Here is a 12,703-nt window from a genome sequence, read left to right on the forward strand (position 1 = left end):
CGAATGAAACAAGGGAACGTCATATGACCAGAGTGATCAAGAACGGCACCGTCGTCACGGCCGACCGCACCTACAAGGCGGACGTCCTGTTTCAGCATGGCAAGATCGTCGCCATCGGGTCGGACCTGCATGGCGATCATGAGTTCGACGCCACCGGCTGCTATGTGATGCCGGGCGGCATCGACCCGCACACGCATCTCGAAATGCCGTTCATGGGCACCTATTCGGCCGACGATTTCGAGAGCGGCACGCGTGCGGCGCTTGCCGGGGGCACAACCATGGTGGTGGATTTCTGCCTGCCGGCGCCGCAGCAGTCGCTGCTCGACGCGCTGAAGATGTGGGACAACAAGACCACGAAGGCCTCGTGCGACTTTTCCTTCCACATGGCGATCACCTGGTGGGGCAAGCAGGTGTTCGACGAGATGGCCGAGGTCGTCGACAGGGGCATCAACACCTTCAAGCACTTCATGGCCTACAAGGGCGCGCTGATGGTGGACGACGACGAGATGTTCTCGTCGTTCCAGCGTTGCGCCGCGCTCGGCGCGCTGCCGCTGGTGCATGCCGAAAACGGCGACGTGGTCGCGGCCCTGTCGCAAAGGCTTTTGGCCGAAGGCAACAACGGCCCCGAGGGACATGCCTTTTCGCGCCCGCCGGAAGTCGAGGGCGAGGCCACCAACCGCGCCATCATGATCGCCGACATGGCCGGCGTGCCGCTCTACGTCGTGCACACCTCCTGCGAACAGAGCCACGAAGCGATCCGCCGCGCGCGCCAGAAGGGCATGCGTGTCTATGGCGAGCCGCTGATCCAGCACCTGACGCTGGACGAAAGCGAGTATTTCAACAAGGACTGGGATCACGCCGCGCGCCGCGTCATGAGCCCGCCCTTCCGCAACAAGCTGCACCAGGATTCGCTCTGGGCGGGCCTGCAGGCCGGCTCGCTGCAGGTGGTGGCGACCGACCATTGTGCCTTCACCACCACTCAAAAGCGCGTCGGCGTCGGCGATTTCACCAAGATCCCCAACGGCACCGGCGGGCTCGAAGACCGCATGCAGGTGCTGTGGACCAAGGGCGTCAACACCGGCCGGCTGACCATGAACGAGTTCGTCGCGGTCACCTCCAGCAACATCGCCAAGATTCTCAACATCTACCCGAAAAAGGGTGCGATCGTCGAAGGGGCGGACGCCGACATCGTGGTGTGGGACCCGAAGCGCAAGAAGACCATTTCGGCCAAGAGCCAGCAGTCGGTGATCGACTACAACGTGTTCGAGGGCATGGAGATCTTGGGCGCGCCGCGCTTCGTGTTCACGCGCGGCGATCTCGCGGTCGAGGAGGCGGACGTGCGGGCCGAGGCCGGCCATGGCGAGTTCGTGCCGCGCGAGCCGAATGGAGCCGTGAACAGGGCGCTTTCGACGTGGAAGGAAATCTCCGCGCCCCGTAAGGTGGAACGTAGCGGCATTCCGGCTACTGGCGTTTGATGCCGGGCCTCACCTTGACGCTTGAAGAAAGAGCCAGCTTGAAGCTAGCACAGGAAACCGTTGTCGAGGCAAAGGCGCTCGGCCTGACATTCCATACCGCGGACGGCCCGGTGCAGGCGCTCTCCGGCGTCGACCTCACCATCGGCAAGGGCGAATTCGTTTCCTTCATCGGCCCTTCCGGTTGCGGCAAGACCACGCTTCTGCGGGTCATCGCCGATCTCGAGAAGCCCACTTCCGGCACCATTTCCATCAATGGCATGAGCGCCGAACAGGCACGCGAGCGCAGGGCCTATGGCTACGTCTTCCAGGCCTCGGCGCTGCTGCCGTGGCGTACGATCGAGCGCAACGTGGCGCTGCCGCTCGAGGTGATGGGCGTGGCGCGGGCCGAACAGGGCGAGCGCATCCGGCGGACGCTGGAACTGGTCAACCTTTCGGGCTTCGAGAAGAAGTATCCGTGGCAGCTTTCCGGCGGCATGCAGCAGCGCGCCTCCATCGCCCGCGCGCTCGCCTTCGACGCCGACCTTCTGCTGATGGACGAGCCGTTCGGGGCGCTGGACGAGATCGTGCGCGACCACCTCAACGAGCAGTTGCTGAAGCTGTGGGCGCGCACCGACAAGACGATCTGCTTCGTCACCCACTCGATCCCGGAGGCGGTGTATCTGTCGACCCGCATCGTGGTGATGTCGCCACGCCCCGGTCGTGTCACCGACGTCATCGAATCGACGCTGCCGCGCGAACGCCCGCTCGACATCCGCGAGACGCCCGAGTTCCTCGCCATCGCCGCCCGCGTCCGCGACGGCCTCAGGGCAGGGCACTCCTATGAGGATTGAGGGGATGCATCGGCGGCGTACCCCCACCCCTAACCCCTCCCCACAAGGGGGAGGGGGACATAGCCATCGGCGCTTGCGGCTAGTCGGATACGTCGCTGGCGGGTGCTGCCGAGATCCCCTCCCCCTTGTGGGGAGGGGTTAGGGGTGGGGGTATCCTTCATGCCGACAGCCGTCGATCCCGTTAGCATTTTCCGCGCACGGAAATTGCGCAGGGGTATGACGCAGGGCGAGAGGAAGCTGTGGGCCGAATTGAAAGAGTTCCGTCGCTGGTATGGCATCCATGTCCGCCGTCAGGCTCCGATAGGGGCTTACATTGCCGATTTTGCGATCCACAAGCATCGCGTCGTGATTGAAGTGGATGGCGAGCATCATTTTGAATCTGAGAGGCAAATCCGCGATCGTAAGCGCGACGAGTGGCTTGCCGGCCAAGGCTACAGGGTGCTGCGCTTCAGCACGGGCGAGTTGTCGGATTCCTTTAACGGGTGTGTAGAGGAGATTTTACGGGCCTTGGGCCTCATGGACGATCAGCGGCATCCCCCCACCCCTAAGCCCTCCCCACAAGGGGGAGGGGGACGGTGGAGCGCCTGACCATGGATCGCCTTCGCGACAAGATCGTCCCCGTCACCACGCTTCTGGCGCTGCTGGTCGTCGCCTGGTACGCATTCGCGGTCGTGCTGAACGGGCCGTTCCAGCGCGACCTTGACCGGCGTGCCGGCGAGACGCCGAGCTATACGGAGTTCCTGGTCAAGACCTGGTCGCAGCCGAAGCCGACGCTGCCGGCGCCGCATCAGGTGGCGCAGAATTTCTTCAAGACCACGTTCCAGGTCAAGCCGTGGAGCAACCGCAGCCTCGTCTACCATTCCTGGGTAACGCTTTCCTCCACCTTCGTCGGCTTCGCCTTCGGGGCGCTGCTCGGCATCCTGATCGCGGTCGGCATCGTGCATTTCGCCTCGCTCGACCGCAGCCTGATGCCGTGGATCATCACTTCGCAGACCATCCCCATCCTCGCCATCGCGCCGATGGTGGTGGTGGTGTTCGCGGCCATCGGCATCACCGGCCTGTTCCCCAAGGCGCTGATTTCCACCTATCTGTCGTTCTTCCCGGTGGCGGTCGGCATGGTGAAGGGGCTGCGCTCGCCCGAACTCATGCATCTCGACCTCATGCACACCTACAACGCCAGCCGGCCGCAAATCTTCTGGAAGCTGAGGGTGCCGGCGTCGATGCCGTTCCTGTTCGCCTCCATGAAGGTGGCGGTGGCGGCGAGTCTGGTCGGCGCCATCGTCGCCGAGCTGCCGACGGGTGCCGTGGCCGGTATCGGCGCCAAGCTGCTCAACGGCTCCTACTACAGCCAGACCATCGAGATCTGGGCGGCCCTGGTCGCCGGCTCGCTGGTCGCCGTGGTCCTCGTCGCGCTGGTCGGTATCGCCGAGCGCATCACCGGGCGCGCCATGGGCGGGAGGCCGGCATGATCGGGCGCGGCTGGTCCTGGCAGGCGATTTCGGCGCTCGTGCTCGCCATCGTCGGCGCCTTCTTCGAAGCGGGTGCTGCACAAGGCTCCGCGGGTGTGTGGCCGGCGCTCGGGCTGGTGGCCGCCGCGGCTGTGGTTTCGACGCTGCTTGCCACGCGCCGGTACGCGGAAGCGCTGCTGCTCTTCATCGGCACGCATGGGGCGGCATGGCTGCTGCTCTCAGGCATTACCGGCCACGAAGGCAATGCGGGCGCGTCCTTTTACCTGGCTCTCGCCGGCGCATGGCTGCTGGCCTGGCGCTGCGCCACGGTGCTTTCGGCCCTGAAGCCGTCCGGGCGCGGCGAATCCATCGCGCTCAGCCTGATCATTCCGGTGATCTTCGGCGCGTGGATCCTCATCCTGTGGGAAGCGATCGTGCGCGGCGCCGGCATCCCCTTCCTGCTGCTGCCGCCGCCGAGCGCGATCGCGGCCCGCATCGCCACCTCGGCCGACGTACTGTCAATGGATGTCAGGCAGACCGTCTTCAAGGCGGTCGCGGCCGGCTATGTCATCGGCTGCGGCGCCGGCTTCGTGGCGGCCATCGCTGCCGACCGCTTCGTCTTCCTGCGGCGCGGGCTCCTGCCCATCGGCAACATGGCGGCAGCGCTGCCGATCATCGGCGTGGCGCCCATCATGGTGATGTGGTTCGGCTTCGACTGGCAGTCCAAGGCGGCGGTCGTGGTCATCATGACCTTTTTCCCGATGCTGGTGAACACGGTCGTCGGGCTGACTGCCGCCGGCCATATGGAGCGCGACCTGATGCGCACCTACGCTTCCGGCTACTGGCAGACGCTGTTCAAGCTCCGGCTGCCGGCGGCGATGCCGTTCATCTTCAACGCGCTCAAGATCAACTCGACGCTGGCCCTGATCGGCGCCATCGTCGCCGAGTTTTTCGGCACGCCCGTGGTGGGCATGGGCTTTCGCATCTCGACGGAGGTCGGCCGCATGAACATCGACATGGTGTGGGCGGAAATCGCGGTTGCAGCCGTTGCCGGTTCGGTCTTCTATGGCGCGGTCGCCCTGATCGAGAGGGCCGTGACGTTTTGGCATCCGTCTATCCGTGGTGGCTAGGCGAACTTCAGAGGTGGGAGAACAATGAAAAGACTGATTGTTTCCATGCTTGCCGGCGCCATGTCGCTGGCTGCCGTTCAGAGCTTTGCCGCAGACCAGGTGACGCTGCAATTGAAGTGGGTGGCGCAGGGCCAGTTCGCCGGCTATTTCGTCGCCAAGGACAAGGGGTTCTATGAGGAGGAGGGCCTCGACGTCGACATCAAGAACGGCGGGCCCGACATTGCGCCCGAGCAGGTGATCGCCGGCGGCGGCGCCGATGTCATCGTCACCTGGATGGCGGCCGCCCTTGCGGCGCGCGACAAGGGCGTCAACCTCGTCAACATCGCCCAGCCCTATGCCAAGTCCGGCCTTGAACTGATCTGCCCGAAGGACGGCCCAGTCAAGACGGAAGCCGACTTCAAGGGCCACACGCTCGGCGTCTGGTTCTTCGGCAACGAATATCCGTTCTATGCCTGGATGCACAAGCTCGGCTACCCGACCGAGGGCGGGCCGGACGGCGTCACCGTGCTGAAGCAGAGCTTCGACGTGCAGCCGCTGATCCAGAAGCAGGCCGACTGCATCTCGGTCATGACCTACAACGAGTACTGGCAGGCGATCGACGCCGGCTTCAAGCCGGAGGACCTCATTGTCTTCAACTACACCGCGCTCGGCAACGACCTGCTCGAGGACGGTCTCTACGTGCTGCAGGACAAGCTCAAGGATCCGGCCTTCCAGGACAAGATGGTGCGCTTCGTGCGCGCGTCGATGAAGGGCTGGCACTATGCGGTCGAGCATCCGGACGAGGCGGCGGAAGCCGTGATGGAAGCCGGCGGGCAGGACGAGAACCATCAGAAGCGCATGGTCGGTGAAGTCGCCAAGCTGATCGGCAACGGCAAGCTCGACCCGGTGACCTACGAGCGCACCGCCAAGGCGCTGCTCGACCAGAAGATCATCTCCAAGGCTCCGGAAGGCGCCTACACCACCGAGATCACCGACAAGGCGATCCAGTAAGTTTCGGGTAGCCGATAAGCGTTTGAGGGGGCGGGCGACCGCCCCTTCTTGTTGGGGCGGTATTCGGGCGGATTGCCGGCGCTGTGGGCTTCAGCACCCCCACCCCTAGGCCCTCCCCACAAGGGGGAGGGGAATCCAGGTCACCGACCCTTGTGCAGATTGTCACCGATTCTCGTGCTGCTTGGTGACGACATCGTTCCCCTCCCCCTTGTGGGGAGGGGCTAGGGGTGGGGGTGCTTACTCAGGTGCAGCCTGTGGTTTGCGTGAATTCACCGCTTCCAGGACGCAAATTGCGGGACGCTGGTCGTTGAAAGGCTTAAGCTGCGCGGGTTCGCACCTACAGGAAGCTGCCATGACCGCGCCCAAGCCGTCCAGAACCCATATCGGCAATCACAAGCTGCACCCCGAAACGATGATGCTGGGCTACGGCTACGACCCGCTTCTGTCGGAAGGGGCGGTCAAGCCGCCCGTGTTCCTGACCTCGACCTTCCTGTTCAAGACGGCGGAGGAGGGGCGCGATTTCTTCGACTACACCTCCGGCCGCAAGGAGCCGCCGAGCGGGACGGGGGCAGGGCTGGTCTATTCGCGCTTCAACCATCCGAACAGCGAGATCGTCGAGGATCGGTTGGCGATTTACGAGGAAACGGAAAGCTGCATCCTGTTTTCGTCCGGCATGTCGGCGATCGCGACTGCGGTCCTCGCCTATGCTCGGCCGGGCGATGTGATCCTGCATTCGCAACCACTCTATGGCGGGACGGAAACGCTGATTTCGCGCACGCTCGCCGGTTTCGGCATCGCGACGGTGGCGTTTTCCGATGGCGTCGATCCAGTTGGCGTGCGCAAGGCGGCCGCGGAGGCCGCAGCCAAGGGCCGGGTGTCGATCGTGCTGGTGGAAACGCCTTCCAATCCCATCAACAGCGTCATCGATATCGCCCTGATGCGCGCCGTTGCCGACGAGCTCGGCCAGGCCCAGGGCCATCGCCCGGTGGTGATGTGCGACAACACGCTGCTCGGGCCGATCTTCCAGCGCCCGGTCGGGCTCGGGGCCGATCTTTCGCTCTATTCGCTGACCAAATATGTCGGCGGCCATTCCGACCTCATCGCCGGCGCGGTGATGGGCTCGAAAGCGGTGACGCGGCCAATCAAGCTCCTGCGCGGCGCGATCGGCACGCAACTCGACCCGCATTCGTGCTGGATGCTCGGGCGCTCGCTGGAAACGCTGTCGCTGCGCATGGAGCGTGCCGACGCCAATGCGCAGCGGGTGGCGGAATTCTTGCGCGACCATGCCAAGGTGCGCAAGGTGCATTACCTGCCATTCCTCGGCGAAGACACGCCGGCCGGGCGCGTCTTCCGGGCACAGTGCAGCGGCGCCGGCTCGACCTTCTCGTTCGACATCGAGGGCGGCGAAAAGGCGGCCTTTGCCTTCCTGAACGCGCTCCAGGTGTTCAAGCTGGCGGTCAGCCTCGGCGGTACGGAGTCGCTTGCCAGCCATCCGGCGGCGATGACGCATTCGGGCGTTCCGGTGGAGGTGCGCGAGCGCATCGGCGTGCTGGATTCGACCATCCGGCTGTCGATCGGCGTCGAGCATCCGGACGACCTGATCGCCGACCTAGCGCAGGCGCTGGCCCACGCCTGAACGCTGCCTCCATCAGCCGAAAGAGGGATGGGCGCGGCCCGACGCTTCGTGGAAACCGGTACCGGGCGATGGTAGCATGGCGGCCGTCGCATAAGCTGCGGGGCACCCCATGTTGGAAACGGACAAGGTGTTCGCCGGATCGGTCCCGGAAAACTATGACCGCTATATGGTGCCGCTGATCTTCGAGGTCTACGCTGCCGATATGGCGCGACGCGTCGCGGCTCTTTCACCTGCTGCCGTTCTGGAAATCGCCGCAGGCACCGGCGTCGTCACCCGGGCGCTCGCACCGAAGCTTTCCCCTGGCACGAGTTATGTCGTGAGCGACCTCAACCAGCCGATGCTCGACTATGCCGCGTCGCAGCAGCCTGCCGACGATCGCATCCGATGGATGCAGGCGGACGCTCTGGCGTTGCCCTTCGAGGACGCTTCCTTCGATGTCGTGTTCTGCCAGTTCGGCGTGATGTTCTTTCCCGACCGCGTGGCCGGCTATCGCGAGGCGAGGCGCGTTCTGAAGCCGGGCGGCCGTTTCCTGTTCAGCGTCTGGGACCGTATCGAGGAAAACGTCTTTGCCGAAGACGTGATGAAGGCGCTGGCGCGGATGTTTCCCGATGACCCGCCACGCTTCATGGAGCGCACGCCGCACGGCTACCACGATACGGCGCAGATCCTCGGCGATGTGGAAGCGGCGGGTTTTTCCCGCTTGAGCATCGAAACGAAAGCGGAGCAGAGCAGGGCTCCCTCGCCGCGCTTCGCGGCCATCGCCTATTGCCAGGGAACACCCGTTCGCGGCGAAATCGAAACCCGGAACGGGGATTTGCAAGCGGTGACTGATATCGCCAAAGCGGCGCTCGCCGATCGGCATGGGCACGGTGAGATTTCCGCAAAAATCCAGGCGCACATCGTCGATGCTGCCGTTTGACGGGTCGTAGGGTGTACCCCCACCCCTAACCCCTCCCCACAAGGGGGAGGGGGATTCTTGGGCAGCGACATAGAATGACGACGCGGTCGAGATGGGTCGTTAGCGTCTCCCTCCCCCTTGTGGGGAGGGAATAAGGGTGGGGGTGCTGGCAGCCTCGACTAATGATAATTTACATCCGATAGTTCGCCCGAAACGCGGCCTAATTCTTGACGCTTGGAGGTCAGCGCTTCTCGCGGATGTCGGTCAGCGTCCTTGTGGGCGTGATCGCTTCGGGGTCGAGCTTGACCTCGATGATGGCCGGCTTGCCGCTCTGGCGCGCACGCTCGAAGGCGGGGATGAAATCCTCGGTCTTTTCCACCGTCTCGCCATGGCCGCCGAAGGCGCGGGCATAGGCGGCGAAATCGGGATTGCGCAGCATGGTGCCGGAGACGCGGCCGGGATATTCGCGTTCCTGGTGCATGCGGATGGTGCCGTAGATGCCGTTGTTGAGGATCACGACGATGATCGGCAGGTCGTATTGCACGGCGGTCGAGAATTCCTGGCCGTGCATGAGGAAGTCGCCGTCGCCGGCCCAGACGATCACCTCGCGGTCCGGGAACACGCTTTTCGCGCCGACGCCCGCTGGCAGGCCGTAGCCCATCGAGCCGGAGGTGGGAGCCGCCTGCGTATTGTAGCGGCGGAAGCGGTGGAAGCGATGCATCCAGGTGGCGAAATTGCCGGCGCCGTTGCAGATGATGGCGTCCTGCGGCAGCACGCCTTCCAGATACTCCACGATCGGCCCCATATGTACGGCGCCGGGCCCGGTCTTCGGCGGGGTCGACCACGTGAGATAATCGGCATGCGCCTGTTCGGTCTCGCCGGTCCAGCCAGGTGCCGCCGGCCCCTTGCGTTTGGCGAAGGCTTCGACGAACGCGGCCGGCGAGGCGTTGATGGCCAGCGTCGGCCGGTAGACGCGGCCGAGTTCATTGGCGTCGGCGTGGACGTGGACCAGCTTCTGGTTAGGATAGGGGCTTTTCATCAGCGTGTAGTCGGAGGACGGCATTTCGCCGAAGCGGCCGCCGACAAGCAGGATCAGGTCGGCATCCTTGACGCGCGCGGCGAGCTTCGGGTTGAGGCCGATGCCGACATCGCCGGCGTAGTTCGGGTGCAGGTGATCGAACAGCATCTGGCGGCGGAAGGAAACGCCGACCGGCAGTGCCCAGTTTTCCGCGACCTGCTGAATGTGCTTAAAGCCCTCTTCGCCCCAGCGCGTGCCGCCGAGGATGACGAAGGGTTTTTTGGCCTGCGACAGCAGCTTTTCGAGTTGATCCAACTCGGCTTCGCCTGGCCGCGTCTCGACCGGGGTGAAGGGCAGGGCGGTGGGAGCCTCGACCTCGTCGGTCAGCATGTCCTCCGGTAGCGCGATGACGACCGGGCCGGGGCGGCCGGAGGTGGCCACGGCGAAGGCGCGGGTGACGAGTTCGGGAACGCGGGCGGCGTCCTCGATCTCCACCACCCATTTGGCGATGTCGCCGTAGAACGCCTTGTAGTCGACCTCCTGGAACGCCTCGCGGTGTTTCGCGTGGGCTGCGATCTGGCCGATGAACAGGATCATCGGGATGGAATCCTGCCGGGCGATATGGACGCCGGCCGAGGCGTTGGTGGCGCCCGGGCCGCGGGTGACGAAGCAGATGCCGGGCTTGCCGGTCAGCCGGCCCTCGCAGTCGGCCATCATGGCCGCACCGCCCTCCTGGCGGCAGACGATGGTCCTGATCGTCGAATCGTGCAGTGCATCGAGCACGGCGAGGTAGCTTTCGCCCGGAACGCAGAAGATTCGTTCTACGCCGTTGGCTTCGAGCGCTTCGACAATCAGTTTTCCGCCCGTTTTCATTTTGCGGCCTTCTCCAGTTCGGCAAGAATTTCTTCGGTATGCTCGCCAAGGCGCGGCGAGGGTCGGTCATAGGTGAGCGGCGTTGCCGGCATCAGCATCGGCGAGCGCACGGACGGCAGGGCATTGCCATGGCCGTCGTCCAGGGAAAGGCGCATGCCGCGCGCGATCGCCTGCGGGTCGGCGAAGGCCTGGCCGATGTCGTTGATCGGGCTGGCCGGCACGTGCGCCGCCTCCAGCTTCGGCAGAAGCTCGTCGCGCGTGAGGGCGGCGAGCGGCGGCAGGATCGCCTCGCGCAGCGCCGCCCGGTTGGCGACACGCGCCGAATTGGTAGCGAAGGCGGGATCATCGGCGAGGTGTTCGAGGCCGATCGCCGCGCAAAACTTGCGGAACTGGCCGTCATTGCCGACGGCAAGGATGAAGTGCCCGTCCCTGACCGGCAGCACCTCGTAGGGCGCGATGTTGGGATGGGCGTTGCCCATTCGCGTCGGCGCCTTTCCCGACACCAGATAGTTGAGGTTCTGGTTGGCGAGCACCGCCATCTGCGCATCGAACAGCGCCATGTCGACATGCTGGCCCTCGCCGGTCTTTTCGGCATGGCGAAGGGCGGCCTGGATGGCGACGACCGAATAGAGGCCGGTGAAGATGTCGGTGACGGCGACGCCGACCTTCTGCGGCTCGCCGTCCGCCGGACCAGTGATCGACATCAGGCCGGACATGCCCTGGACGATGAAATCGTAGCCGGCGCGCGGCGCATAAGGACCGTCCTGCCCAAAGCCGGTGATCGAGCAATAGACGAGGCGCGGGTTGATCGCCTTCAGGCTTTCATAGTCTAGGCCGTATTTCTTGAGGCCGCCGAGCTTGAAATTCTCGATGAGGACATCGGCGCTGGCCGCCAGTTTCCGCACGGTTTGCGCACCTTCCGGCGTCGAAAAGTCGATGGCGATGGAACGCTTGCCGCGATTGCAGGCATGGTAGTAGGCGGCCGACAGGTTTTCGCCGTCATGGCCGGTTACGAAGGGCGGTCCCCATTTGCGGGTATCGTCGCCCTCGGGGCTTTCCACCTTGATCACGTCGGCGCCGAGATCGGCCAGCAACTGGCCCGCCCACGGCCCGGCGAGGATGCGGGCGAGTTCGATGACGCGAACGCCTTTCAGCGGAGCATTGGCCATGGGACACCGGGGCAACGGGTGGAAGCAAGCACCATGGCTCTAGCAACCCGGCGTGCCGATGTCACTGTCCTTGCGCTGGGCCAGTGGAGCGGCGGCAGGCCAGGTGGGTCTTGCGGCGGTGTTACCCCCCACCCCTAGCCCCTCCCCACAAGGGGGAGGGGTTAACCACGTCGTATCTGGAAGCATCGGCGGCTTTGCCAGGGCGCTGCCAATTCCCCCTCCCCTTGTGGGGAGGGGCTAGGGTGGGGGTAGGTCGGGCAACTTCGTTGTGGTCTAACGGGTCACCGCTTCGGCCCAGTCCGCGAAATCATCCATGATGATGTTTCGATTCACCTCGTTCAGGCTTTCGTGGCGGGTTTCGGCGTAAATCCTTGAAACCAGATTCGAAAAGCCCAGCCGGCGCATCCGCCGCGCCAGGTCCGCGACGGCCTTGCCGTTGTCGGTGGCGGGGTCCTTTTCGCCGCCGACCAGATGGATCGGCAGGTCGCGACGGATGCCGGAAAAATTGCGGTCGTCGGCGCCGGCGAAAATGAAGCCGAACACGTCGCGCCACAGGGACACCGAGGCGTCAAAGCCGCAAAGCGGGTCGGCGATGTATTTTTCGACCTCCGCCGCGTCTCGCGACAGCCAGTCGAACGGCGACTTGTGGTTGGGGATCGCCTTGCCCCATGTCTGGAACGTCAGCTTCGGCAGCAGGCGGGAGGGCGCGTCCGAGCCAAGGCGAAAACGCTCCCATGCCAGCAGCGCCCGTGCCGCGCGACCCGCCAGACCGGCCGAAAAGTTGGTGTTCCAGATGGCGGCGGCGTGGACGCGCGAGGAATGCTCCAGCAGGAAATCGAGCGCGATCAGCCCGCCCATCGAATGGCCGAACAGGATCACCGGCAGGCGCGGGTGCTCGCGCGCGATCAGGTCGTGTATGGCAGCGACATCGGCGAGAACCTTTTTCCCGCCGTCATACTCGGCGAACCGCCCTCTCGGCGCATCGGGCGCCGTCGTGAAGCCGTGGCCGCGATGGTCGTGCGCATAGACGTGGAATCCTCGCTCGGACAGGAAGTCGGCGAAGCGCGCGTAGCGTAGCGCGTGCTCCGCAAGGCCATGGTTGACCTGCACCACGGCCCGCCCGCCCGCCTTCGCCGGCTTGACGTAGAGGTTGAGCAGCGCGCCGGTCGGCGAGCCGAGCTTCATCTGGCGTTCGAACGGCATGCGATGTTTCCGGCTGCGCGCGCTGTCGCGCCT

Annotated in this window: 11 protein-coding genes; 8 read left to right on the forward strand and 3 right to left on the reverse strand. The window is 64.9% G+C overall.

The genetic code is table 11. The features are described from left to right. Positions 1 to 23: 23 nt before the first annotated feature. The 8 genes from hydA (at position 24) to ACFOHJ_RS19420 (ending at position 8,428) form a co-directional block, all read left to right on the forward strand. Positions 24 to 1,475, forward strand: coding sequence for a dihydropyrimidinase (gene hydA / locus ACFOHJ_RS19385; RefSeq protein WP_378223612.1), 1,452 nt, complete (start codon positions 24 to 26; stop codon positions 1,473 to 1,475). After that, positions 1,475 to 2,305, forward strand: coding sequence for an ABC transporter ATP-binding protein (locus ACFOHJ_RS19390; protein ID WP_378223614.1), 831 nt, complete (start codon positions 1,475 to 1,477; stop codon positions 2,303 to 2,305). Before hydA ends, ACFOHJ_RS19390 begins: the two co-directional genes overlap by 1 nt. 159 nt (positions 2,306 to 2,464) lie before the next feature. Beyond that, positions 2,465 to 2,893: an endonuclease domain-containing protein gene (locus ACFOHJ_RS19395; RefSeq protein WP_378223616.1), complete on the forward strand. Its 429-nt coding sequence runs from the start codon at positions 2,465 to 2,467 to the stop codon at positions 2,891 to 2,893. 2 nt (positions 2,894 to 2,895) lie between these two features. Next, positions 2,896 to 3,774 (forward strand): ABC transporter permease, encoded by an 879-nt coding sequence (locus tag ACFOHJ_RS19400; protein WP_378223618.1) that lies wholly within the window; start codon positions 2,896 to 2,898, stop codon positions 3,772 to 3,774. After that, on the forward strand, positions 3,771 to 4,883 hold the full coding sequence (locus ACFOHJ_RS19405) for an ABC transporter permease (protein ID WP_378223621.1): 1,113 nt from the start codon (positions 3,771 to 3,773) through the stop codon (positions 4,881 to 4,883). The genes ACFOHJ_RS19400 and ACFOHJ_RS19405 overlap by 4 nt, the downstream gene beginning before the upstream one ends. A 24-nt stretch (positions 4,884 to 4,907) precedes the next feature. Continuing rightward, the gene (locus ACFOHJ_RS19410) at positions 4,908 to 5,873 is read left to right on the forward strand and encodes an ABC transporter substrate-binding protein (protein WP_378223623.1); all 966 of its coding nucleotides are present in this window, start codon (positions 4,908 to 4,910) and stop codon (positions 5,871 to 5,873) included. Positions 5,874 to 6,225: 352 nt separating this feature from the next. Continuing rightward, positions 6,226 to 7,509: a cystathionine gamma-synthase family protein gene (locus ACFOHJ_RS19415; RefSeq protein WP_378223626.1), complete on the forward strand. Its 1,284-nt coding sequence runs from the start codon at positions 6,226 to 6,228 to the stop codon at positions 7,507 to 7,509. Between the two features lie 109 nt (positions 7,510 to 7,618). Then, complete coding sequence (locus ACFOHJ_RS19420) at positions 7,619 to 8,428, forward strand: class I SAM-dependent methyltransferase (protein ID WP_378223627.1); 810 nt, start codon at positions 7,619 to 7,621, stop codon at positions 8,426 to 8,428. Between the two features lie 220 nt (positions 8,429 to 8,648). Here ACFOHJ_RS19420 and ACFOHJ_RS19425 read toward each other — a convergent pair whose 3' ends face one another. The 3 genes from ACFOHJ_RS19425 to ACFOHJ_RS19435 form a co-directional block, all read right to left on the reverse strand. After that, positions 8,649 to 10,298: a thiamine pyrophosphate-binding protein gene (locus ACFOHJ_RS19425; RefSeq protein WP_378223629.1), complete on the reverse strand. Its 1,650-nt coding sequence runs from the start codon at positions 10,296 to 10,298 to the stop codon at positions 8,649 to 8,651. After that, positions 10,295 to 11,467 carry a CaiB/BaiF CoA transferase family protein gene (locus tag ACFOHJ_RS19430; protein ID WP_378223632.1) on the reverse strand — a complete coding sequence of 391 codons (1,173 nt, stop codon included), beginning with the start codon at positions 11,465 to 11,467 and terminating at the stop codon, positions 10,295 to 10,297. Before ACFOHJ_RS19430 ends, ACFOHJ_RS19425 begins: the two co-directional genes overlap by 4 nt. 273 nt (positions 11,468 to 11,740) lie before the next feature. Continuing rightward, complete coding sequence (locus ACFOHJ_RS19435; RefSeq protein WP_378223634.1) at positions 11,741 to 12,670, reverse strand: alpha/beta fold hydrolase; 930 nt, start codon at positions 12,668 to 12,670, stop codon at positions 11,741 to 11,743. Positions 12,671 to 12,703 lie beyond the last annotated feature (33 nt).

Origin of the sequence: Aquamicrobium soli (genome assembly GCF_042646345.1) — a bacterium.
Taxonomy (GTDB): Bacteria; Pseudomonadota; Alphaproteobacteria; order Rhizobiales; family Rhizobiaceae; genus Mesorhizobium; species Mesorhizobium soli_A.